This window comes from Candidatus Methylobacter favarea, from assembly GCF_902806695.1.
Classification (GTDB): domain Bacteria; phylum Pseudomonadota; class Gammaproteobacteria; order Methylococcales; family Methylomonadaceae; genus Methylobacter_B; species Methylobacter_B favarea.
In genome coordinates this window covers 46,661-69,685 of the sequence record NZ_CADCXN010000002.1, presented here as the reverse complement: position 1 = coordinate 69,685, position 23,025 = coordinate 46,661, and the positions used below count along the sequence as shown (strand labels likewise).

At 46.5% G+C, this 23,025-nt stretch carries 17 protein-coding genes and 1 other RNA gene; 9 read left to right on the top strand and 9 right to left on the bottom strand.

What is annotated here, in order from left to right; genetic code table 11:
- Nucleotides 1-19: 19 nt before the first annotated feature.
- Entirely contained in the window at nucleotides 20-2,032 is a 2,013-nt protein-coding gene (locus HUX64_RS01250) for an HDOD domain-containing protein (protein WP_174624438.1), read from the bottom strand.
- A gap of 544 nt (nucleotides 2,033-2,576) precedes the next feature.
- Nucleotides 2,577-3,356 (bottom strand): hypothetical protein, encoded by a 780-nt coding sequence (locus HUX64_RS01245; RefSeq protein ID WP_174624437.1) that lies wholly within the window; start codon nucleotides 3,354-3,356, stop codon nucleotides 2,577-2,579.
- A 349-nt stretch (nucleotides 3,357-3,705) separates the two neighbouring features.
- Between HUX64_RS01245 and HUX64_RS01240 the strand changes: the two genes are divergently transcribed.
- From HUX64_RS01240 to HUX64_RS01230, 3 genes are all read left to right on the top strand, one after another.
- On the top strand, nucleotides 3,706-4,389 hold the full coding sequence (locus HUX64_RS01240) for an ABC transporter ATP-binding protein (RefSeq protein ID WP_174624436.1): 684 nt from the start codon (nucleotides 3,706-3,708) through the stop codon (nucleotides 4,387-4,389).
- Between the two features lie 92 nt (nucleotides 4,390-4,481).
- Complete coding sequence (locus tag HUX64_RS01235) at nucleotides 4,482-7,031, top strand: ABC transporter permease (protein ID WP_174624435.1); 2,550 nt, start codon at nucleotides 4,482-4,484, stop codon at nucleotides 7,029-7,031.
- An 80-nt stretch (nucleotides 7,032-7,111) separates the two neighbouring features.
- On the top strand, nucleotides 7,112-8,179 hold the full coding sequence (locus HUX64_RS01230; RefSeq protein WP_246246854.1) for a lipocalin-like domain-containing protein: 1,068 nt from the start codon (nucleotides 7,112-7,114) through the stop codon (nucleotides 8,177-8,179).
- Between the two features lie 180 nt (nucleotides 8,180-8,359).
- On the opposite strand, the gene HUX64_RS01225 is transcribed toward HUX64_RS01230, so the two are convergent.
- Both HUX64_RS01225 and HUX64_RS01220 read right to left on the bottom strand, forming a co-directional pair.
- The gene (locus tag HUX64_RS01225) at nucleotides 8,360-10,216 is read right to left on the bottom strand and encodes a diguanylate cyclase (RefSeq protein WP_174624433.1); all 1,857 of its coding nucleotides are present in this window, start codon (nucleotides 10,214-10,216) and stop codon (nucleotides 8,360-8,362) included.
- Nucleotides 10,200-13,733, bottom strand: coding sequence for a PAS domain-containing hybrid sensor histidine kinase/response regulator (locus tag HUX64_RS01220; protein ID WP_174624432.1), 3,534 nt, complete (start codon nucleotides 13,731-13,733; stop codon nucleotides 10,200-10,202). The genes HUX64_RS01225 and HUX64_RS01220 overlap by 17 nt, the downstream gene beginning before the upstream one ends.
- A 494-nt stretch (nucleotides 13,734-14,227) precedes the next feature.
- On the opposite strand from HUX64_RS01220, the gene ppnP reads away from it, so the two are divergent.
- The 3 genes from ppnP (at nucleotide 14,228) to HUX64_RS01205 (ending at nucleotide 16,814) form a co-directional block, all read left to right on the top strand.
- A complete protein-coding gene (ppnP, locus tag HUX64_RS01215; RefSeq protein ID WP_174624431.1) occupies nucleotides 14,228-14,536 on the top strand; it encodes a pyrimidine/purine nucleoside phosphorylase in 309 nt (102 codons plus the stop codon).
- Nucleotides 14,537-14,567: 31 nt separating this feature from the next.
- On the top strand, nucleotides 14,568-15,047 hold the full coding sequence (locus HUX64_RS01210; protein ID WP_174624430.1) for a LabA-like NYN domain-containing protein: 480 nt from the start codon (nucleotides 14,568-14,570) through the stop codon (nucleotides 15,045-15,047).
- Between the two features lie 180 nt (nucleotides 15,048-15,227).
- Nucleotides 15,228-16,814, top strand: coding sequence for an ABC-F family ATPase (locus HUX64_RS01205; RefSeq protein ID WP_174624429.1), 1,587 nt, complete (start codon nucleotides 15,228-15,230; stop codon nucleotides 16,812-16,814).
- 187 nt (nucleotides 16,815-17,001) lie between these two features.
- On the opposite strand, the gene HUX64_RS01200 is transcribed toward HUX64_RS01205, so the two are convergent.
- The 5 genes from HUX64_RS01200 to HUX64_RS01180 all read right to left on the bottom strand — a co-directional run bounded on the left by HUX64_RS01200 (nucleotide 17,002) and on the right by HUX64_RS01180 (nucleotide 19,811).
- Nucleotides 17,002-17,664 carry a response regulator transcription factor gene (locus HUX64_RS01200; RefSeq protein ID WP_174624428.1) on the bottom strand — a complete coding sequence of 221 codons (663 nt, stop codon included), beginning with the start codon at nucleotides 17,662-17,664 and terminating at the stop codon, nucleotides 17,002-17,004.
- Nucleotides 17,661-18,986 carry a histidine kinase gene (locus HUX64_RS01195; protein ID WP_174624427.1) on the bottom strand — a complete coding sequence of 442 codons (1,326 nt, stop codon included), beginning with the start codon at nucleotides 18,984-18,986 and terminating at the stop codon, nucleotides 17,661-17,663. Before HUX64_RS01195 ends, HUX64_RS01200 begins: the two co-directional genes overlap by 4 nt.
- A gap of 99 nt (nucleotides 18,987-19,085) precedes the next feature.
- A non-coding RNA gene (gene ssrS, locus HUX64_RS01190) (6S RNA) lies at nucleotides 19,086-19,266 on the bottom strand.
- A 21-nt stretch (nucleotides 19,267-19,287) separates the two neighbouring features.
- The gene (locus HUX64_RS01185) at nucleotides 19,288-19,587 is read right to left on the bottom strand and encodes a cell division protein ZapA (protein WP_174624426.1); all 300 of its coding nucleotides are present in this window, start codon (nucleotides 19,585-19,587) and stop codon (nucleotides 19,288-19,290) included.
- Complete coding sequence (locus tag HUX64_RS01180) at nucleotides 19,584-19,811, bottom strand: TIGR02449 family protein (RefSeq protein ID WP_174624425.1); 228 nt, start codon at nucleotides 19,809-19,811, stop codon at nucleotides 19,584-19,586. Before HUX64_RS01180 ends, HUX64_RS01185 begins: the two co-directional genes overlap by 4 nt.
- A gap of 159 nt (nucleotides 19,812-19,970) precedes the next feature.
- On the opposite strand from HUX64_RS01180, the gene HUX64_RS01175 reads away from it, so the two are divergent.
- From HUX64_RS01175 to ubiH, 3 genes are read left to right on the top strand one after another with little or no spacing between them, the layout of a single operon-like run.
- Complete coding sequence (locus HUX64_RS01175; protein WP_174624424.1) at nucleotides 19,971-20,492, top strand: UPF0149 family protein; 522 nt, start codon at nucleotides 19,971-19,973, stop codon at nucleotides 20,490-20,492.
- Nucleotides 20,493-20,502: 10 nt separating this feature from the next.
- A complete protein-coding gene (pepP, locus tag HUX64_RS01170; RefSeq protein ID WP_174624423.1) occupies nucleotides 20,503-21,813 on the top strand; it encodes a Xaa-Pro aminopeptidase in 1,311 nt (436 codons plus the stop codon).
- Complete coding sequence (gene ubiH, locus HUX64_RS01165) at nucleotides 21,813-23,024, top strand: 2-octaprenyl-6-methoxyphenyl hydroxylase (RefSeq protein ID WP_174624422.1); 1,212 nt, start codon at nucleotides 21,813-21,815, stop codon at nucleotides 23,022-23,024. Before pepP ends, ubiH begins: the two co-directional genes overlap by 1 nt.
- The last annotated feature ends 1 nt before the right edge of the window (nucleotide 23,025 follow it).

The following is a 23,025-nucleotide window of genomic DNA, read 5'->3' as shown; positions in this document are numbered from 1 at the left end:
AGTTTTTATGGGAACCTCTTTAATTTATCGGCGGCGCGGTATTCGCCAGCATGACGATTCTGTTGCGGCCTTCATTTTTTGCCCGATACATAGCCTGATCGGCAATTTCGACCATTTTAGTGTAACTTGAATACCGGGGATTATACATAGAAATGCCGACACTGACTGTCAGGGCGAGATTATGAAACCGGTTTTTCATGATTTTGCCGCGATGTTCAATTTCCGTTCTGATACGTTCAGCATAGCCGTAAGCGCCTGCTTCATCGGTATTTTTCAGGACGAATAAAAATTCTTCTCCGCCATAGCGGCCAATGAAATCTCCGGGCCGGGTTAAACTACGCATAATATCCGCAACAATCTTCAAGGCGTCATCTCCAGCCTGATGCCCGCATACATCGTTAAACTGTTTGAAATTGTCAATATCAATAAAACCAATGGCAATATTTTCCCGTTTTGATTTCTCGCGTTTAAAAATTTGAGTCAGAAACTGGTCGATCATTCTTTTATTAAAAAGCTCGGTTAAAGGATCAATCTGGGCACGCTTTTTCTCCATTTCATATTGCTCTGCCTTAACCAGAGCAATACCCAACTGATCCGCAACAGGAGCAATTTCTGCAAGTTGTTTTTGGTATATTGGCTTTTTTGATTGCGAATTATCCGCATAAAGCACACCGATAAGACGGTTATGATGTAATACTGGAACAGCGATGAATTCCTTAACTTTTAATCTTTGCAGGATTGGATTGTTGCGATCTACATTGTCGTTGACGATGACCGCTTTTTTTTCCCGAAGACAGTCAAGTAAAATGCCTGAAACAATGCTGATTTTGATTTCCAGAGAAGGCTGCTCGGTTGTGAACATTGATGTCGGCCACCAGTAAGAGGCCATAAGACAGCGCCGTTTAGGGTCGATATTGAGCATAATGACGTGATCGAAAGCAAAGTCACGCTGTATTGCTTCCAAAGTCCATGGCAAAAATTCATCCGGATTCAAGCTCTGATGAGCAGCTATCAAACTGGAAGAAAATCTGTTTTTGGAATTATAATCAAGGCGAAAAGAAGGATCCGTTATTAATTGGCTTAGGTTAATAGTTGCCTGGACCAGAGTTGCGCGTAATTTGGTTACGCTGGGAAACTGGATGCCATAAAACTCCCGGGTATTTTGCATTTCCTGATCTACATGCTGGAGCAAGGCCTCAAGGTCCAGTTGATGCAAATTAATTATTTTCAAAACTTCATGCTGCAATACCGGGTGCCCATCGCTCTTGATTGAGCCGATGCCCTGCATCCAGGCAATATAGTCAGCAAATGAAACAATGGCTATTTCCGTTCTGAAACCAGCATAAGGGGAGGCTTCCGGCGGCTGGTTATGGTGACAGGCAATGACTGCCGTAATGGGTGGCGGCAGTTGCCATTCCAGGCAAAAAACAAGACCCATCTCGGTATGGCTTATGCCGAAAAAGCTGCGTTCCTGTTCTATTAGAGAGTATTTTTTTTTAGCCAGGGAAGCAATAAAATCACTATAGGTGACACGTCCATAAGTTTCCAGAACCACCTTGCCGATATCGTGTATAAGCCCGGCCGTATATACCAGATCAGGGTCCGGATGCTTGAGGGCCACAGCAATTTCTCTGCTTAAGGAAGCTACAAACAGGCAATGTTGCCAGAAAAATAATTGGTTAAATTTTTGCCTGGATATATGTTTTATCATTTTGTTATAAAATAACAGCGCCAGGGCAATCTGGCGGACCGCGGAAAAGCCGAGAATATTAACCGCTCGATTAATCGAGGTTATTTTTTTTGGCAAGGCGTATGCAGCAGAATTAACATTTCTAAGTACTTTTGCTGCCAAGGTCGGTTCTGTTTCTATAATCCTGGATAAATCTTGAATTCGGGCGTTATCGTCATTTGTCAGCTTCAACAGTTTAATAGCGACAGACGGCACGAGTTGTAGCTGTTTGATTTCATGTTTCAGAATTGATTGAGCTGCTATTTTTATATTTTCTATATTCTCCCTGCTCTCATCAATCATTGCACACATCTCATTTAGGCATAATTCCATTTTATTTGTTTTAAAAAGAATAATGAATATTTACAGGATTTCCGAGAACTACTTGGCACTATCAAGAATATTTGCAGTTTTATAAGTCAAATGAATATTGCTCAAGATAAGTGGAAGAGAACGCCTCCATAGGGATTGGAGTATTAGGGTAAAGTCTGATGCCGGGTTGCCTGGCAATTTTAAATCATTTGTTTTTAAAGCTGAATAATCTTTATCGGGTCAGGCTTTTTAAAAGGTTTCATGGAACGGGCGGAAATTTAATCAATCGCTGTTGCCTTTCATTCAATGCTAAAAGATGGGGATTTTAAATATTCAAATCCTGGTTTCGAACTTGTTTTCAAGCGTTTCACGATCATAAATATGATTCAGCTACTTTCAAATAATCTCAATAAAAACACGGTTTTGATAGAGTATTAATCTTCAATCTTATAGCGTTAAATTACTACAACCAGTCTCGTGACCGGCAGAATAGCTTATTATACGGCCATGTTTAAAGCTTGAAGCATGAATATGTCTAGTTTGATATATTCAGTTCAATATAAGGGCATAATTTATACTTCTGATCATATGACATTAAGAGGAAAGCTCGGTCTATAATCGAATAAAATTCAAATATGTAAGGTGACAATATTGGAAAAATATAATCAAAATTCAGAATAGGCTCATCAGTATGAATAATAACCATATAGATATCATAAGGGCCGCCCTTAATATTTTTGGATATGTCTTTAGCTTTAAGGCGTGTGGTAATGGAGTTTATCAGCTTTTCCTGGCTCCATTCAGCCCACTGATCGACATCACCATTTTTATAAGCCATGATAGCTTGCTGATCAACGAGTTCGGTCACCTCTATACCCAGTTTTCTGCCATTAAACAAGGTTGCTTCGCAGTCCGGCGGGTCGTTGCCTCGGCCCCTTGAGGTGATTTGCTCAAAAAATCCGGCTTTTGATTTCTCCAGAGATCTTTTTAAGGTATCAACTATACTCCATTCCTCAAGTTCTCTGTCTGTAGGCCAATTAAAGAAATCACTATAGCCTCGACGGGTCTGTTTCCCAGCATCTTGTAGGAAGCGGAAAAGTTCTGTTTCTTTATCCTTGTCCATATTTAATGCTTTGATTGAGGTTACATACACTTTACCAAGTGTTAATTTTAGCCCTGTAATCTTTAAGTAATCAAACAATCCCTGGTTAATTATTAAAATTGGATTTGCATCTGTTTTGGCAATAACGCAACATCCCGTTGGTGATGAAGCCCATGATTGGGACGGGGCCCTATCCCTCCCATCCGCGCCCACGCAAGCAACGCATCTGTGCAGGCTGGAGGCAATTTCCGGTATTCAGGCCGAAGTCTGAAACCAGCGAGGTGATTTGATAAAATTGCGGTAAAGAAACAAACAATTAAAAATTTCTTTTAATTGAATCTTTAGTTATTAACTATCCGTCAAATTTGCGCGTTGAGAGGGGTCTTGTCGAAAATAGCATTTATGGCCTTGTCTTATCGATGTAATAAAAAAGCACTTCGGTATAAAAATCAGAAGTTTCTTTGATCAGGAATAATAAGTCAAAGTAAAGTGAACGCAATCATTCGCTGCCTAACCAACAGGAATCTGTTATGCTTTAAAAATTGTATTACCTTAAAGCGATATGCAAGCAGAAGCAGCTATAATAATTACTGAGCTCAGTAAAAGCTATCACGAGTCGGGGCTGCGGCACGACATTTTTAAAGAATTAAATCTGAGCGTAAACAGGGGTGAGTTTATTGTTTTGCTTGGCCGTAGCGGTTCCGGTAAATCGACATTTTTAAACCTTATCAGTGGAATTGATTGCCCTGACAAGGGCAAAATCATTATAAACAATACTAATATTACCGGCCTTTCCGAACACGACCGCACTTTGTTTCGTCGTCATCATATTGGTTTTGTCTTCCAGTCCTATAATTTGATTCCTACCTTGACCGTTGCGGAAAATCTTCTGCTTCCCCTGGAACTGATCAGGCGCATTACCCAAAAGGAGAGGGATAATGTCACTGAATTACTTGCTAAACTAAACCTTGCTGATCGGCTTGACAGTTATCCTGACAGATTATCAGGCGGTGAACAGCAACGGGTTGCGATAGCTCGAGCTCTGATTCATGATCCGGATGTGATTCTGGCGGATGAACCCACCGGTAATCTGGATCTGGATACCGGCCAGCAAGTACTGGAATTACTGGATATATTAGTCAGAAAAGCAGGCAAAACTATGATTATGGTAACTCATAGCCAGGAAGTCATCGGTAAAGCGGATCGAGTTTTTTCTATCAAAAATAAAAGCCTAGTAATCAGTTAAGCAGAATTGATGACAAAAAGCTGTTACCGTCGAAAATAAGCCTTTTTATCCACTGCCCAAGCCTTGGAGTAGCGTAAATAACTACGTCAGTTATGAGCACCATACTTAATAAATCCAGTCTTAATTTTTTATTGCAGCACCCTTGGCAACTGGCATTGGCTATAGTGGGGATTGCGCTAGGCGTTGCCGTAGTCATTTCTATTGATCTGGCAATGGAAAGTTCTCTAACAGCCTTTGATCAGGCGGGCAAGGCATTTTCCGGAACTGCGACCCATAGAATTATAGCCAGCGAGGGGGGGCTTGATGAAAAACTGTATACGCAACTTAGAGTGGGGCAGGGCATAAAAAAATTATCGCCCGTGGTAAGTGGTTATGTTCAGTTGGCGAAGCAGACTAATAATAGTTTTAAGTTAATTGGCATCGATCCGTTTATTGAAAAATCATTTAAACCGGTCTGGCAACAAGAGCAAAGCAAGAATCAAAGAGCGGCTCTCCTGGCGCGTTTGGTTGTCGAGCCAAATACTGTTCTTATAAGCGATAAAACAGCCCGCAGTCTGCACTTGAAAATCAATGATGAGTTTACAATTGTTAGCGATAGCGGGAAGCAGGACTTAAAAATCATTGGCTTTTTGCAGGCCAACAATGCTATTTCAGAACAGGTTTTGGCCAAGCTGATAATTACCGATATTGCCACAGCTCAGGAAGTGTTGGGGCTGTTTGGCCGGCTCAGCTCAATTGAAGTTTTAATGGATAACTACGAGCCGGAAACCCTGACAAAAATACTCAAGTTATTGCCAGGCTCTGCATTGTTTGTTTCCGTCGATAGTCAATCACAATCCATGAGAGAAATGACCCGGGCATTTTCAATCAATTTAAAGGCATTGGGATTGCTTTCCTTACTGGTAGGCATGTTTTTGATTTATAACACCATGACTTTTCTTGTTATGCAGCGGCGGCGATTAATTGGCTGTTTGCGGTCTATCGGAATTACTCGTCGGCAGATTTTTAAATTGATTATAGGCGAAGCTTTTTTATTGGCGATTATCGGCACGCTGATTGGCATTGCGCTGGGTATCGCATTGGGGCAAAGCTTGTTGTATATGGTCTCGGAAACCATTAACGCGATTTATTTCCGCGTCGATGCCACCTCGTTAATAATTAGGCCGGCGCAAATAGGCAAAGGCGTTTTTCTGGGAATTGCCGCTACACTCGTGGCTGTCTTGCCTCCAGCCTGGGAAGCAACCCGATTTCCGCCTGCTACAGTATTAATCAGATCCGGGCTGGAATCAAGTACTCGCCAGCTAGTCAGCGGGGCGAAGCTAACAGGTTTCATATTAATAGCCGGCGGGCTGGCTTTGGCGCTTTCTTCAGCTCAAAGCGTTAGCTGGGGGTTGGCCGGCATTTTCATTATAGTGTTTGGATTTGCCTTGTTGACACCGGCTTTTACTTTGGGGCTCGTCCAGATGACGGATAAACTTTTCGGGCGTTTCCTCGGCATTGCCGGACGCTTGCCTGTACGTACGATTTCGTCCGAGATCAGCCGAACAGGCATTGCCGTGGCCGCATTGATGATTGCCGTTTCGGCAACGATCGGCATGGAATTAATGATAGGCAGTTTGCGCCAGACGGTGACAGAATGGGTGCAAGCCAGTTTGGCAGCAGATCTTTATGTGACTCTGCCGGGCGAGAAGATAATAGGCGGGAGGGCTATTGAGGAACATCAACTAAAGAAAAGGCTGGCTGACCTGCCTGATGTGCAAATGCTCAGTAGCGCATTGCACACTAAACTTATCGCTAATGATGAATTTACCAAAGTGTCTGTATTCGAACTGAATCCGCAGTCCCGCAAAGGCTTCATATTCAAGGATAAGGTTAATGACGACCTTTGGGACAGATTTGAGCAGCAGCAGACAGTCATGGTAACTGAGCCTTATGCGTATTATCATGCTATCAGGATAGGTCAAGAAATTCTGTTGCAGACTGACAAAGGCAAACAACCTTTTGAAGTTATAGCCGTTTATGCAGATTATAGCGGGGATCAAGGGCATTTGAGCATGAGCCGGCAAAATTACCAACGGTATTGGCCTGATTTAGGATATTCCGGCATCGGCGTATATGCCAGGAAGCATACAGATCTAAAACAGCTTGAAAATCAGCTGTATAAATTACTGACCGGGCAACAATCGGTAAAATCTGATAAGGATATTTATAAAGCCTCCATGGAAGTATTTGAGCAGACTTTTACTGTTACTGAAACATTACGCTGGCTGTCGGCAGCGGTCGCTTTTGTCGGCGTTTTGAGTACCTTGATGGCTTTGCAGTTTGAGCGAACCCGGCAGTTGGGGATTTTACGCGCTATAGGTCTGACACGAAGGCAATTAACATTTTTGGTCATCGGTGAAACCGGCTTGATGGGGCTGATTGCCGGGCTATTTGCCATTCCTGTCGGTTATGTCGTAGCTTATGTATTGATTTTTGTGGTGTATGAACGCTCATTCGGCTGGACCATGGCGTTCCATTTTGATCCCATGGTAGTGTATCAAGGCCTGGCTTTGGCCTTCATCGCAGCAGTTCTTGCCGGAATTTTTCCAGCCCTGAAAATGGCTCGAATCAAGCCAGCCGAGGCCTTGCGCATAGAATGAGAGAGAGGAAGTTTATTGTTCTGGCGATAGTGTTGCTTGCCTTTCTGATAATTTTCTGGCGGCAGACTTTCACATTTTCAATGCTTACTCCTCCTGCCGAGGATGGCTCTTTTGGCCAGATATTGTCTCGGGATGAGGAGGAAAATTTTGCCCATGCGTTAAAGCCTCGAAAATTCTCGTTTCCAGCCGATCACGGCGCGCACAATCGATACCGGACCGAATGGTGGTATTTCACAGGTAATCTGAAAAATCCCTATGGCCGAAAGTTTGGTTATGAGCTGACTTTTTTTCGCTTCGCTTTGAAGGCCGATACTCCACCCTCAAAATCTGTCTGGCGCAACAATCAACTGTATATGGCGCACTTTACCGTGACGGATGTAGAGGAGAACCATTTTTATACTGATGAACGATTTAGCCGTACGGGTAATAATCTGGCGGGAACATCAAATAAAAAATATCAGGTTTGGCTGCATGACTGGTCGGCATCATCCCTGGACAATTCAGACTTTCCGTTACGGCTGCAGGCCAAAGGACCTGAATTTGCTATTGATTTAATACTTAAGGCGCGAAAGGACCTGGTTTTACAAGGAGAACAGGGATTGAGCCGGAAAAGTGAAAAACCCGGCAATGCCTCTTATTATTATTCCTATCCGCGATTAACGACGGAGGGAAGCATCAATATTGGGGACAATAAATTTTCCGTTATGGGCGATAGCTGGATGGACAGGGAATGGAGCACAAGTTCCTTGTCGGATGAACAGGCCGGATGGGACTGGTTCGCGCTCCAGTTTGCTGATAACAGTGAATTAATGTTCTATCGATTAAGGCGCAAAGACGGGCAGCAAGACAGCAACAGTTCCGGTTCTGTTATTTTGGCAGACAGCTCGAAAATAACCCTCAGGAAGCAGGATGTAAAAATTAAAGTCCTGGATACCTGGAAGAGCCCTCATTCACATAGTATTTATCCCTCTAAATGGCATTTATCCATACCCGGCCAGAATCTTGAAGTGGATGTTATTCCCTTAATCAACGATCAGGAACTCAATGTCAGCTATCGTTATTGGGAAGGGGCTGTCAGCGTCAAAGGTATAAAAAACGGCAAATCAATTTCAGGTCAGGGCTATGTTGAATTGACCGGATACAAGTGATTATCAGAGGAAAATGCTTTTTTGAAAGCTTTAACTTCAACTCTGCCGAATAAAATAACGGATTTTACCTTTTATATTTTTCCTCAATTTTCTCGTAAACTTTATTTGAAGGTGAAGATAAGGGGATAAAGTAAGAGAGATTATCCAGTAAAAGCTCTAGAAACAAAAATATTAAAAAAGTTACTGTTGGGCGAGCTGAACACCGTTACGATTGCCTCGCTTTACCCGATACAAAGCCTGATCTGCAAGATTTATCAGATCTTCCCAATCCGGTTTGGCTGCTGTGGAAGTAGCTACGCCGATACTGATGGTAACAGGGCGGGTAAATGCAATTTTTACTAGCTGGTTTTTTTCAATGCCGCGGCGAATACGCTCGGCTAATTGCAGGGCGGCGGCAGTATCAGTATTGGGAGCAATCACCAGAAATTCTTCGCCCCCCAGCCTGCACGGAAGGTCGTTGACGCGCAAAGTTTCGCGTATGATATTGGCTGTATGCGCCAATACCTTGTCCCCGATGTTATGGCCCAGCGTATCGTTTACCGATTTGAAATAGTCCAGATCCAGCATTAAAATGCTCAAGGGGCGTTGGAACTTTTGCGCCATTGTCCACTCTTCCTGCAATCGGCTCATGGCATGGCGGCGGTTGGGTAAATCCGTAAGCAGATCCGTATTTGCCATATGTTCAAGGCGCCGGTTAGCTACCGACAATTCAGCCGAATAGCGTTCAATGTTTCGGCGCTCCTTTTCAAGCTCCTGCTGCAGCATAATAATACGCTGCCCGGCCTGGACGCGGGCCAAAAGCACCCGCAGACTGACAGGCTTGGTCACATAATCGTCAATTCCGGCATCGAAAGCTTCCACTAAGGCATCCTCACTTTCAGTAGCGGTAAGCATGATAAAATAAATATTTTTTCCAAAGTTTGAAGCGCGCAGGATTTTGCAGAGCTGAATTCCATCTGTGGGCTTCATGCGCCAATCTGTGATCACAAGATGGGGATTATGCTCAATTACATATTTCAGCGCCAGCTCGCCGTTCCTGCAAACTTGAACACTATGCCCCGCCGCTGCAAGTTGTTTGGAAAGGCGGGCAAGCATCATGGCGTCGTCATCCACGAGCAACAAGTTCAGGCCTGGTAAAGTCTCTTTCGTGGCTATGGGTTTTTCCGGCAAGTCATGACGAATAGCCGTTTTCAGTCCAATCAGTTTTCCCCAATCGTGCCAATTCATGATTATCTCATCAGTGAGCTTTAACAAAGCTGTCTTGTCCAGGGCATGCTGACTTGCTTCCGTTTCTAAAGTGGGCCACAGGACTGCTTGATTAGCCTCATTGGCTAAACAATAATGAACTATGTGCCGGGCGAAAGCCAATTGTCTGGCAAAACGGGCCGCTCTTGACAGCTCTCTTATTTCCGAGTCCAGACTATGTTTCAGCGCATCCAGAAATATCCCCGGCAATCCCCAGTCGGCTAGCAGCATCAGGCTCAAGGTTTCATGATCAATTGCAAAACGCTCCTGCTCCATGGCGAGAATTCTATCGGCCTGTGCGGGATTACAACATTCGCCATAAGTTTCCGGCCATGCAGTCGCCAAAGCAAGACGACCGATGTCTGCGAGCAGTCCCAAGGTAAACGCTTCTTCGGGGGCAACAGTGCGCTCGCGAGCGGTAATGCTGGCAATAGCTACGGCCAGCAGCAGGGAGTCTGACCAGTAGAGGGCGTAATCGAATCCCTGACAACGGCTATTATGCTGGATACCGATTAGGGAAAGGCTTAGCGCAAAGTTACGGACTGCCTGCATACCCATCATTAATACGGCTTCCTGAACGCTGGCGATAGATCTTCCTACCCCGAACGCGGCGGAATTGACAAAACGCAAGACTCGGCCGCTCAAGGCCGGATCGCTCTGGACTAAATGCGCCACCTGCTGGGCAGTCGAATTTTCGCGTTGCACGAGTTGCATGATAGCCAGTGCGGTTCCGGAAGGGGAGGGCAGGCGATCGGCGGCTTTCAGTTCATGGAAATTAAATTCGTTGTTCATAAGGCTGTCCTTGTTTTTGCAGCAGGTTCTCGATCAGATTGCGGGTAGCCTCACTCAATTGTTCCGTCATCAGCCGAAGTCCGGCCATGTTGGTATGAGTACGAGCATTTTGTTCGAGTTCGGATGCAAGAGAAATAACTGTTGCTGCGCAAAAATGCACTGCCATTCCCTTGACTGCATGAGCCGCATCGGCCAGCGCGAGATAATTATTCTGCAGCAGGGCTTCATTCAGCTCGCTCAGCCTTAAGGGAGCATCCTGCAGAAATAGCGCAATCATTTCAGCCAGAAGTTCTTCATCGCCTTCCAGGCGATTGAGGGCGGTGGCTTTATCCCAAAAAATCGGGGCCGGTTTTTCCGGTATGGCATCAGCATGGCAAGATGCGTCCGGCCTGCCTGCTGCGTCCTCAGCCAGCCAGCGCGATAATGCCGCGGCTAATTCATTGCGCACAATAGGTTTGCTCAGATAATCATCCATTCCCGCGCTCAGACATTTTTCTCGTTCCCCGGATACAGCATGAGCGGTAAGCGCGACTACCGGAAGGCGAAAAGAGCAGCCTTCGACTATTTCCCGCGCCCGCAACAGGCGGGTAGCCTCATAGCCGTCCATAACCGGCATTTGGCAATCCATTAATATGAGATCATAAGTTTGCCGCTTCAGTTGCTCCAGCGCCAGCCGTCCGTTTTCAGCAAGATCGGGTTTAAGATTAAATTTGGCAAGCAGGGAAAGTATTACTTTCTGGTTAACCTGGTTGTCTTCTACTACCAAGATTTTTTTACCACTGTAGTCAGGCAGCGGTGTCTTCGTTTTACTTGCTGGCAACGGCTGCCGGGCGGAAGGCTGTATGGCGGCGCTAATGGCGTTGAAGAGTTGGGATTGACGCACCGGCTTTAACAGACTTTGGGCAATTCCCAGTGCTGATCTTGTTTTATTATCCCCACAAGCTCCTGAGGTTAATAATAAACGCGGTATGGCCGCGATAGCGGGTCGTTCGGTTATTGCTTTTATCAACGCAAGCCCGTCCATTCCGGGCATATGCAGATCCGAAAGCAAAATATCAAAAGGCCTGTTATTCGAAACGGCGGCTTCCAGCTCGCTTAATGCGGCCGGGGCGTTATCCACTGCTTTGGCGGCGATACCCCAGTGGCTTAGATAGTGCTCCAGAATAATGCGATTAGTGGCGTTGTCATCTACGATGAGTGCGCGTTTGCCGGCGATATCGAGAAGAGGAGGCGGAGTATTAATATTCGAAGGCTTTAAGGGCAGGGTAAACCAGAATCTGGTTCCGAATCCCAAAACACTTTCTACCCCAATTTCCCCTCCCATAAGATAGACCAAGCTCCTGCTGATAGAAAGACCTAAGCCTGTTCCTCCGAAACGGCGGGCGGTAGAACTGTCGGCTTGAGAAAAAGCCTGAAATAATCGCGCCTGTACTTCGGTGGAAATGCCGATGCCGGTATCCTTTACACTAAAGCGCAGCCCTGATTTTTCTTCCATCGATTCAGCCATACTGGCCTTTACCGATATCTCGCCCTGATCGGTAAATTTAACGGCATTACCTATCAGGTTAGTGAGTACCTGGCGGATACGCGTGGGATCGCCTTGCCACCTCAATGGCAGATTCATCGGCAGAAAGCAGTTTAATTCCAGGCCCTTGGCATGCGCACGGCCCGCCAAAAGCGAGCAGACATCCTCTACCAGGGCAGGCAACTCGAACTCAATATGCTCAATTTCAATTTTGCCCGCCTCAAGTTTGGAAAAATCCAGAATATCATTGATGATATCCAGCAATGCCTCGGCTGAATTGGCCGCCATTTGCACCAGATCAGATTGTTCCGGCGACAGCTTTGAGTCTTTTAAAATATCCAGTATGCCGAGAACTCCATTCATCGGAGTGCGGATTTCATGGCTCATATTGGCTAGAAACTCGCTTTTTATAAGCGCGGCATGCACGGCTTCATCACGCGCCGATTCAAGCGCTGCTTTGGCTTGCTCCCGCAACACGGCGAGCGCCATTTTTTCTCCTATTTCCCTGAGCAGAGTGATACGGTTATCGCTTTGAGACGGAAAAGAATCGGTATATAAAAACAATATACCGAAGATATCTTCGCCGGCGGCAATGGGCACGATATAATGTCCATGAGCTTGTATGCGTTGACAGGAATTGCAAAAACACTGCTCGGCAATGAAAAGCTTGCCGGAAAGAAAGGCGCTATTCCATATATCGGCATCCACGGGAATATGTTTTTCTCCAGCCATAAACTCTTCGCCAGATTCTCCTTGCAGCACGAAGCTGTCCAGATAATCTTCGCCTGGCGCTTTCAGAAATATGCCGCCTTTATGCTGCTTGTCGATGCCTTTGAGCTCGAATAAAATATCCAGCACATGAGCAAAGCGCTGGCTTAACGGCTGAGTTAATTGCAATGCTTCGGCAATATGCAGTCGAGCTGTAGCGTCTTCCTGTACTATTTGCAGCTCCGCTTCGCGTTGTATCTGCTCAGTGATATCTTGCTGAATCTGGACGTAACCGACTAATGTGCCGTCTGTGTTCAGAATCGGGGTAATGTTGATTTGCGCCCAATAGTCTGGGGTTTCGCTGGCCGGGGCTTGCTTTGCGGACAGGCTGTTATTACGGCGCCGGTTGAGTAATTGACCCGACCAGCCTTCACCACAGCCGAGCCTTTCCTGCATCTCGGCTAGAATTTTTTGATCAGCATTAGGGCTATTCAGAAGGTTCGGCCGGCGCCCCGGAAAATTTTCCCCGGTCCAGCCTGCTGACAGGTATAAAGCAGGATTAGCGTATTGGATATAGCCTTGGGGATCGGTAATAAAGATCATTTCGCTACAGGCATCAAGCGCGAGTTTGAGCGCTGTCAGTTTAGCTTCATGCTCTTTTGCTACGGTAATATTGCGAAGTATCGAAATGTATTGGCACGGCTTGCCATCCTTTCCCCACAAAGGCACAATGGTGCTGTCTACCCAGTATAAAGCGCCGTTTTTGCTGCGATTGCAAAATTCGCCTTTCCAATGGTGTCCTCTGGCAAGAGTACGCCACAGGTTGCGAATATAGTCCTTATCATGATAGCCGGAATTAACGATACGATGATCCTGGCCGATAAGTTCTTTTTGCGTATAGCCGGAAATTTTGCAGAATTTGTCATTGACATAAAATATTTTACCCTCGATATCGGCAATACTGACCAGGGCATGAGCATCCAAAGCCGAGTGAAGATCTGAATTCAGGCGCGCCTGCTCTTCTGCCTGCGCCTGAATGCGGCCGATTTTCAGCAGCAGGGGACGCAGTGAAAAAAGCCATAAAAGCAGCGTGCTCAGCATCGTCATTAGGGCCGTGTCAAAGACGGTATCCTGCCGCTCAGTCAGTATTATTCCCCAGTGATTGAATGAATCGCTCAACATCATTACCAACAGGGAAGAGGCGCCGATGACGGCGCAGATAATGACTAGAGAAGAAATAAAATTTCGTTTGAGATATTCCGATGATGATAAAGCTTTTGACATGAATTACTCAGAATTTAAAGAATTTTATTAAATCTTAAGATTAGACTATCTTAAAAAAACAGTTGCGGACAAAGGGTTTAAAGCAGGAAATTTTCAGGTTTTGGTATAAACGATAATTAATTTCAAGCAAAATTAATCAGAAAGCCTTCAGTCTTAAAAAAAGGGGGGTCGCTCGCGGCTGTTGCGGATCCAAGATTTCTTGAATTGATATAAAAAGCCATAAGGAAACCTCCCTGCAGGATGAAGCCAATGATTGGGCCTGCATCCCACTCCCACTCCTCGCCCCAGAAAGCAACGTCGCTTCGCTTGTTGCGGGGCGCGCCTTTCGGCCTGAAGGCCGAGGTCTAATATCAGCAAGGAATATTGATTAAACCGCGTGCTTTCCCAGCTACTCAGCTACTATCTTTGGCAACATTAGTCCGCAATACACATTCATTGCTCAACATTCTGGTATCATGCGGTCTTACTAATTTCTTCTTGCCAAAGAACAATCAATGTCAGAATTTAATAACGTGTCGGTTATCAGGAAAGTTAATATTTATTTCAATGGCAATGTCAGCAGCCGGATGCTTCATCTAGGCGACGGTACGTTAAAAAAGCTGGGATTCATGCTGTTTGATGACTACATGTTTAATACTGCCGACAAGGAAGCGATAAAAATGATCAATGCTGATCTTGATGTTTTACTGCCTGAAGCAGAGCAGTGGCAAAGCATAAAAACCGGCGAATTTTTTAAACTACCTGCCAACGCCAAATTCACTGTAAAAGCCAAACCGCCTGCTGACTATTGCTGTTCAGCTTAAGTAGTCCGGATAAATTTCACTGCGAGCCGTCATGCACAGGGAAAAAGTCGCTATCTTTGCCGATGTGCAGAATATTTATTACACTGTTAAAGAGAGCTATCAACGGCATTTTAATTACCATGCCTTCTGGTCTCAGGCCACTGCCAACAGGGAGCTTGTGGCGGCGTTTGCTTATGCCATCGACAAAGGCGACAGCAAGCAGCAGGGCTTCCAGCAGATACTCAGAAATATCGGTTTTGAAGTGAAACTGAAACCCTATATCCAGCGTATGGACGGCTCTGCGAAAGGCGACTGGGACGTGGGCATTACTCTGGATGTTATCGAGTACGCGCCCGAGGTCAATGTCATTATTCTTTTATCAGGAGATGGAGATTTTGACTTGCTGTTAAATAAAATCAGAAACGCTTATCATGTAGCAACAGAGGTGTATGGCGTGCCGGCGCTGACCGCCCCTTCACTGATAAATGCAACTGAACGATTTATAGCCATTGAAGATAAGTTGTTACTGTAAAATATTCGCAAGCACAACCTCGCGTGCTTGAAAACATTAAATTATTTCTTATATTCACTAAGAAGAGCACGAAGTCCACGAAGATTATTATTGCCTTCTTCGTGATCTCCGTGCTTTTCGTGGTGAATTCATAATCTTGCCAACCAAAGCCTTTTTTACCTTTAATCTTCGGAACTTATCTTGATTTCTACAGCTAACATTACCATGCAGTTCGGGGCTAAACCCCTGTTTGAAAATATCTCCGTCAAATTCGGAGACGGCAACCGTTACGGTCTGATCGGCGCAAACGGTTGCGGAAAATCGACCCTGATGAAAATATTAAGCGGCGATCTTGAACCCTCAGCGGGCAATGTCAGCGTGAGTCCCAACGAACGGCTGGGCAATCTGCGCCAGGACCAATTTGCATTTGAAGAATCCAGCGTTATTGACACGGTTATTATGGGTCATAAAGAGCTCTGGAAAGTCAAACAGGAACGCGACCGCATTTACGCTCTGCCGGAAATGACTGAAGCAGAAGGCATGCAGGTTGCCGAACTGGAAGTGGAGTTTGCCGAAATGGACGGCTATACGGCCGAATCGAGAGCAGGGGAGATATTGCTGGGTCTGGATATTCCATTGGAACAGCATTTTAGCCCCATGAGCACGGTAGCTCCGGGCTGGAAACTTCGAGTGCTGCTGGCGCAGGCGCTGTTCGCAAACCCCGATATTATGCTGCTGGATGAGCCTACCAACAATCTTGACATCAATACCATACGCTGGCTGGAAAACATACTTAACGAGCGTAACTGCACGATGATAATCATCTCCCATGACCGCCATTTTTTAAACAGCGTCTGCACCCACATGGCCGATCTGGATTATGGCGAATTGCGTGTTTACCCCGGCAACTATGATGAATATATGACCGCCGTTACTGAAGTGCGGCAGCGCCTGCTGGCTGGAAACGCCAAGAAAAAAGCCCAGATTGCCGAGCTGCAAACCTTTGTCAGCCGCTTTTCCGCTAATGCATCAAAAGCCAAACAGGCCACTTCGCGCGCCAGGCAACTCGAAAAAATCAAGCTGGATGAAGTTAAACCTTCAAGCCGCGCCAATCCTTTTATCCGCTTTGATCAAACCAGAAAGCTGCACCGTTTGGCGCTGGAAGTTCAGGGATTAAGTAAAGGCTATGATGAACAGCCTTTATTCAAAAACCTGGATCTGATGATTGCGGTCGGGGAGCGCATCGCCGTGATCGGCCCCAACGGCATTGGAAAATCCACGTTGCTGCGGACACTGGTGGGCGATTTAACAGCCGATGCCGGTGAAGTCAAGTGGTCCGAAAACTCGGAAGTGGGTTATTTTGCCCAGGATCATGCCGACGATTTTACCGACGATATGTCATTGATCGAATGGATGGGGCAATGGCGCAAGGACTCGGATGACGATCAAGCCATACGCGGCACTTTAGGCCGGCTGTTATTTTCGCAGGACGATATTCATAAGTCCGTCAAGGTTATTTCCGGCGGCGAACAGGGACGCATGATTTTTGGCAAACTGATACTGCAGAGAAATAATATTATGGTCATGGATGAACCCACTAACCATCTGGATATGGAATCCATAGAATCGCTCAATACAGCTCTGGAAAATTATCCAGGCACCCTGATTTTCGTCAGTCATGACCGGGAATTCGTATCGTCTCTGGCAACGCGGATTATAGAACTAACACCGTCCGGCATTGTCGATTTTAATGGCAATTACGAAGATTATCTCGATAGTCAGGCGTAGCCGGGAATTTTTAAATAGCGGAGCAGGGCCGATTAAAGCTAATTAATCAAATTGCTTTCCCGGTTTCAGACTTCGGCCTGAAAATCAGGGATTGCCTCTTGACTGTGCAGCTTCATTGCTTTCGCGGGCGGATGGGGGAGTGCAGAACTCGTCCCGATCACTGGCTTTATCCCCAAGAGAGGTTTGGTTATTGCTTCATAATTCCCAAGATAATAGCAATATGAGCCAACTCGGCCACGGTTGAGACCTTGAGTTTGCTGCGTATCTGCGTACCGTAGTTGGCAATGGTTTTATAGCCCAGGCAAAGCTCGTCAGCGATTTTATGCGCAGTCAAGCCTTTTGCCAGCAGCAGGAATACATCGAATTCCCTGGCGGACAGCGAATCGATAATGGTTTGGTAATCGGTTTCGCGGGATTCCCAACCTGAGCCCGGGCTGGCTCCCTCGTATTTCATCAAACCCTGTTCAATATACGTTTCACCTTGGGCGATTTTCTGGATGGCCGTCACCAATATGTTTGGGTGAGCATGCTTGGTAATATAGCCTTTTGCCCCGGACTCCATGGCCCGATTGACATAAACCGCTTCATCATGAACACTGAAAACCAGTATTTTGGCGTTACTGTCGCGGCTGCAGATACGCCGTATGCTCTCCAGTCCGCCTATGCCCGGCAGGGATAAGTCCAGCACCATGACATCCGGTTGTTTTTCCAGGTATAGCTGGCAAGCCTGTTCGCCCCGTTCGGCTTCAGCTATCACATCAATAGTATCGTCGGTCGACAGCAGCATTCGAAAGCCCGCACGCACGACTGCATGATCATCGACTAATATCACTTTGATCGAGCCGTTCATTTCAGCGGAATATTCGCAGTAATGCTCATGCCTTGCTGCGGTTGGGTTTGGATAGTCAATTGGCCCTCCAAGCTGTTGATCCTCTCTCTCATGCCCAATAAGCCAAAACCTGTTTTAATCATTTCTAAAACACAACCTTGACCCTCGTCTGTTACTCGTAATTGAAGTGATCTATCCGTTGTTGATGAGTTCACGATTGCCAGGCTGATAATAGCCTTTTCGGCCTCAGCATGACGAACAATATTGGTCAAGCATTCCTGCACGATCCTGAATACCTGGATCGTGATTTTTTGCTCCAGCTTATTGACTTCATCAGGGCAAACTATAGCGAGTTTTAACTCCGGATTTCTTGCCGACCAGTGATTTAACAGGTCTTCCAGTGTCGCTTTCAGGCCCAGTTCGGTTAATATCAAGGGGTGCAGTTGATGCATCATCGAGCGCACTACCGTCATCAGGTGATCACAAACGCTGATAATAGAGTCCGTGGTTTTTTTAATATCCGCTTTTTCGCGGGCGGCTGTCACCGCCATTACTTTGATGGCAGTCAATGACTGCCCCAGTTCGTCATGCAGCTCCTGTGAAAGCCGCTGCCGTTCATCTTCCTGTATTGCCAGGGAATGCTGGGTTAATGCGCGATTTTCCTGTTGGCCGGCACTCAGCTTGCTGCTCAAATGATTGATAGCTTTGGCAATACTGTCGTATTCCAGAATGGAAAAATCAGGCAGTTTTTGCTGGTAATGTCCTGTTTCAATGATTTTTAGAGCGTCTACAATAATAGTAATGGATTTCAAGGCCTTGTTAAAAGCCAGATTGATTGCCAAAAAAGTAAGCACCGTCAGCAGAAAAAGTGAAAGAAAAAAGGTAACGCTTTCTTGCCAGACTTCGGTTATTTCATCGAGGGGGTTGGCTTCAAATATTAAAGTAACTTGCTCTCCTCTGAGGCCGGTGATTTGATGTTCGGCTTGGGGATACTTATCCGCCACGAGATTAATAAACCAGGATGGAGGGCTGTCGCCAGTACCAATTTGACGGTTTTGGCGGGCAAAGCTGATTATCTGTCCTGAGGGTTGTCTGATCTGAATGTTTAAATGCCGAGTCTGTTTCAGGAAATTAAGTTTGGACGGCCAGTCAGTGTCCTTAAACGTGGTTTGCGATGGCTGTGAGAAGCCGAATGTTATCAGTTGTACGGCGAGATTAATGGATGAATCGATTTCTTTATTGACGGCATTGCGCGCCTGCCAGATTGCTATCGATCCGCCGAGGATTAAAATACACAGGGAAGAAAACAGAATCCTTACATTGATTTGATAGCGCAGGCTCATTTTTAACAGGCTGGAAAATCGATGGACTTACAGGCTTGTCAGCGGAGGGGGCTTTGTAGAGAAGAAATCCGAAGCTGGAACGGGAAAGCGTATAAAAATGCATCTCCCGCCTGCGCCGTGATGTACTTTCGCCCTTGAACCGGAAGTTCAAGTGGGAACTTGGCTGGCTCTATCAGGCTTCCCGTGTAAAACGGGCATGCACACTATCACCAGTATCAGCTCCCGGGGTAATAACAGGTTCAGGAAACACCCAGTACATTCTCGAACGCTGCAGGAAATGCACGGTTATATTTTAGCGCGTTTATTTGGTTTCTAAAACCTTTTCTATTTTATGCAGCATCTTGCCCATGCATTCATTCAGGCTTTTGGTCAGGCTGGCGTTCTGGTTTTTCATTGATCGAAGTTCATGAGCCAGATTAAGCGCGGTCACGACAGCTATTCTATCAGCCCCTATCACTTTGCCGGAATCTCTTATTTTGCGCATTTGCTCATCAATTTCCTGGGCAGAACGGATCAGGTTATCCCGTTCCTCGGGTTCGCAGGCAATTTTATATTCCTTACCCAGAATGGTGAGCGATAAAGGCTGAAGATTTCGACTCATGAGCCCTGTTCCATTGCCTTCAGCCGCGTGATCATGGCTTCGACGCGGCTTCTTGCTAAGGTGGTTTTTTCCAGCAAGTGTTCTTTTTCCGTAACCAATGCTTCCTCCCTGGATTTCAGCGCAGTGTTTTCTGTTTTCAGGGCATTATACTGCTCGATGAGCCTGTCCAGCTTGTCTTCGAGGTCTTTGATGTCCAAAATTTGACTTGTTTCTGAATTGTTCATGATGGTAACTGAGAGCTTGATCTTGTAGCGATGATGCCTCAAATAGGGTTACACTAACTTGTCCGGCGATTCAAAGTTAACAAATATTATTCAAGTTAATCATAAATGGTAGCATAATCAATATTTTTTTAGCGATGTTAATATTATTAGGGAAGAAATATGGCTTATCAGGTAATTAATGCATTATTTAAAAAAAGTAACGCGGAAATTTCAGCGGCTGAAGCTCACGGGGTGGCGACTGGCATATTATGCGTTAATGCCTATGCCGACAGCGCCAGGTGGCTAGCCGAGCTATTCAGTAATGGTGCGCCGGTAATTAATGAAGAACAGGGTTTACTGATCCGGCTGTTCGAAGAAACCCGACGATTACTGGACAGTGAAGAGTTTGAATTTGACCTGTTTCTGCCGGAGGATGAAGTCTCGTTAAGCGGACAGATTATAGCCCTGAAAGACTGGTGTCAGGGATTTCTGTTTGGAGTAGGCTCTGTTTATACAGCTACAGAATGGCCCGGAGATTCGGCCGAGATAATGAAAGACATTGCCGAATTTACCAAACTGGATGTAGAAGCTGAAGGCGAGGAGGACGAAAGCGCTTTTATGGAAGTTACTGAATATCTGCGGTCTGCTGTGTTATTGCTGCGCGAAGATTTAAGCGATAACCCCGGCAGTACCGTTCACTAGGCGAGAATAGATGAGACAGAGTGAATTTAAAAAACGACGCAAGCGATTAATGCAGCATATCGGAGAAGGCAATATTGGGCTTATAAGCAGTGCAGCCACCCGCACCCGTAACCGCGATGTGAATTACCCGTTCCGGCAGGATAGCGATTTTTATTACTTGACCGGTTTCAATGAACCTGATTCGCTGGCGGTCTTTATCCCCGGGCGCGCCCAGGGCGAATACATTTTATTTTGCCGCGAGTTCGATGAAAAAAAAGCTCTCTGGGAAGGCGCACATGCGGGACTGGAAGGTGCGACAGGGCATTATGAAGCTGATGACTCATTTCCGATTGATGACCTGGATGAAATTTTACCGGGCATGCTGGAAAACAAGAGCAAGGTTTTTTATCCGATGGGCCGCGATTCAGATCTGGATCACAGTCTGCTGGACTGGATAAATCATATTCGCAGCCAGTCGCGAACCGGCATTGCTGCCCCCGGCGAGCTGGTTTCGCTTGAACACATACTTCACGAAATGCGCCTGTTTAAAAGTCACGGCGAGCTTAAATTAATGCGCCGCGCCGCTGAAGTATCTGCCAATGCCCATGTTAAAGCCATGCAGAAGTGCAAGCCCGGGCTCTATGAATACCAGATAGAAGCTGAAATACTTTACCATTTTATCCAGGATGGACTGCGGGCCGTTGCCTATCCTTCGATTGTCGCCGGCGGGAAAAATGCCTGTGTATTGCACTATACCGAAAACTCGGAGAAACTGAAAAACGGAGATTTGCTGCTTATCGATGCGGGCGCCGAGTGCGACCATTATGCCGCCGATATTACCCGCACCTTTCCCGTTTCCGGGCGCTTCAGCGGGCCGCAAAAACAGCTTTACCAGCTGGTGCTGGATGCGCAGAGAGCTGCCATTGAGCAAATTAAACCGGGCCTGCCGTGGCATTTTGCCCATGATGCTTCGGTTGAAGTGCTGACTGAAGGGCTGGTGTCTTTGGGACTGCTCAAGGGCAAGCTGAAAAAGCTGATCAAAGATGAAAAATACAAGCAGTTTTATATGCACAGGATTGGCCATTGGCTGGGCATGGATGTCCATGATGTCGGTGCTTATAAAGTCGATCAGCAGTGGCGCTTGCTGGAGCCGGGCATGGTGCTGACCGTAGAGCCGGGCTTGTATATCCCGGCCGATTGCGCCGCAGTTGATGAAAAATGGCGCGGCATAGGCATACGCATAGAGGATGATATTCTGGTAACTGAGAGCGGCCCCGAAATTTTGACCAGCGGGGCGCCCAAAACCATAGCAGAAATTGAAGCATTAATGCAGGCCGCCTGATGCAGCATGATTATGACTTATTAATTGCCGGCGGCGGGCTGGCCGGCAATTGTCTGGCGCTGGCGTTAAAAGAAACCGGCTTGCGGATGGCTATTATTGAAGCCAGCACCCGTAAACAATTGCAGGCCTCGCCAGCCGCCGGCAGAGCGCTGGCCTTAGCCGCCGGCACAGTGAAAATGCTGGAAGCGCTCGGCATCTGGAAAGGCCTAAGCCAGGCTGCCACAGCGATAAAAAATATTCACATTTCTGATCGCGGCCATTTTGGCAAAACCCGCTTATCTGCGCAAAATGAAAACGTCCCCGCGCTGGGCTATGTGGTCATTGCGCGGGACATTGAAGAGCATGTGGCAAATCTGGTTAATGCGGCTAATATACCCGTGATTTGTCCTGCCCGCGTCGCCGGTTTAATGTCGGGCGATGAAGAGATTTGCATCAGTTTAAAGCAGGGAAACGAATCACTGGGCGTAGCCGCAAAATTGCTGGTCGGGGCTGACGGAGGCAACTCATCAGTTCGTAGCCTTCTGGACATACCGCAGCAAAAAACAGACTATGGCCAAACAGCCATGATCACTCTAGTAAAGTCGTCCCTTCCCAACAATAATACGGCTTATGAGCGTTTTACCCCTTCCGGACCCTTGGCTCTATTACCCGTGGGATATGATCACTGCGCCGTAGTCTGGACGCGAACTAATGAAGATGCCGGGGGGCTAATATCGGGCGGCGAGGCTGACTTTCTGGCTGAGCTGCAGCAATGTTTTGGTTATAAACTCGGGGAGCTATCTATGGCAGCTCCACGCTGCGCTTTTCCTGTATCGCTTATACGCGCAATGAAAATGGTTTCAGGACGCGCGGTAATTGTCGGCAATGCTGTGCATCAATTGCATCCTGTGGCCGGACAAGGGTTTAACCTCGGACTGCGTGATGTGGCGCAACTGGCGGAAATGCTTATAAAAAAGCATGAGGAAGACAAGGATATTGGCGCTGCCGAATTTTTACGCGCTTATGCGGAATCCCGGCAAAAAGATCATGATCGGGTTATTGGCTTTACTGATGCCCTCGTGCGGATTTTTTCCAATGACTGGCTGGCTTTGGCGGCGGCCAGAAATATCGGTTTGGCTATATTCGATCAGGTTGCTGTTGCAAAAAGCCTGCTTGCCCGCAATGCCATGGGACTTGCAGGGCCTATGCCGCGGCTGGGCGGCAGGAAATAGC

Excerpts from the sequence above, each read along its gene's own strand:
- ubiH (WP_174624422.1), top strand. The coding sequence starts at position 21,813 with ATGCAGCATGATTATGACTTATTAATTGCCGGCGGCGGGCTGGCCGGC.
- HUX64_RS01175 (WP_174624424.1), top strand. The coding sequence starts at position 19,971 with ATGGCTTATCAGGTAATTAATGCATTATTTAAAAAAAGTAACGCGGAA.
- HUX64_RS01210 (WP_174624430.1), top strand. The coding sequence starts at position 14,568 with ATGCACAGGGAAAAAGTCGCTATCTTTGCCGATGTGCAGAATATTTAT.
- HUX64_RS01230 (WP_246246854.1), top strand. The coding sequence starts at position 7,112 with ATGCTTACTCCTCCTGCCGAGGATGGCTCTTTTGGCCAGATATTGTCT.
- HUX64_RS01220 (WP_174624432.1), bottom strand. The coding sequence starts at position 13,733 with ATGTCAAAAGCTTTATCATCATCGGAATATCTCAAACGAAATTTTATT.
- HUX64_RS01240 (WP_174624436.1), top strand. The coding sequence starts at position 3,706 with ATGCAAGCAGAAGCAGCTATAATAATTACTGAGCTCAGTAAAAGCTAT.
- HUX64_RS01195 (WP_174624427.1), bottom strand. The coding sequence starts at position 18,986 with ATGAGCCTGCGCTATCAAATCAATGTAAGGATTCTGTTTTCTTCCCTG.
- HUX64_RS01200 (WP_174624428.1), bottom strand. The coding sequence starts at position 17,664 with ATGAACGGCTCGATCAAAGTGATATTAGTCGATGATCATGCAGTCGTG.
- HUX64_RS01235 (WP_174624435.1), top strand. The coding sequence starts at position 4,482 with ATGAGCACCATACTTAATAAATCCAGTCTTAATTTTTTATTGCAGCAC.
- HUX64_RS01225 (WP_174624433.1), bottom strand. The coding sequence starts at position 10,216 with ATGAACAACGAATTTAATTTCCATGAACTGAAAGCCGCCGATCGCCTG.
- HUX64_RS01250 (WP_174624438.1), bottom strand. The coding sequence starts at position 2,032 with ATGATTGATGAGAGCAGGGAGAATATAGAAAATATAAAAATAGCAGCT.
- pepP (WP_174624423.1), top strand. The coding sequence starts at position 20,503 with ATGAGACAGAGTGAATTTAAAAAACGACGCAAGCGATTAATGCAGCAT.
- ppnP (WP_174624431.1), top strand. The coding sequence starts at position 14,228 with ATGTCAGAATTTAATAACGTGTCGGTTATCAGGAAAGTTAATATTTAT.
- HUX64_RS01180 (WP_174624425.1), bottom strand. The coding sequence starts at position 19,811 with ATGAACAATTCAGAAACAAGTCAAATTTTGGACATCAAAGACCTCGAA.
- HUX64_RS01185 (WP_174624426.1), bottom strand. The coding sequence starts at position 19,587 with ATGAGTCGAAATCTTCAGCCTTTATCGCTCACCATTCTGGGTAAGGAA.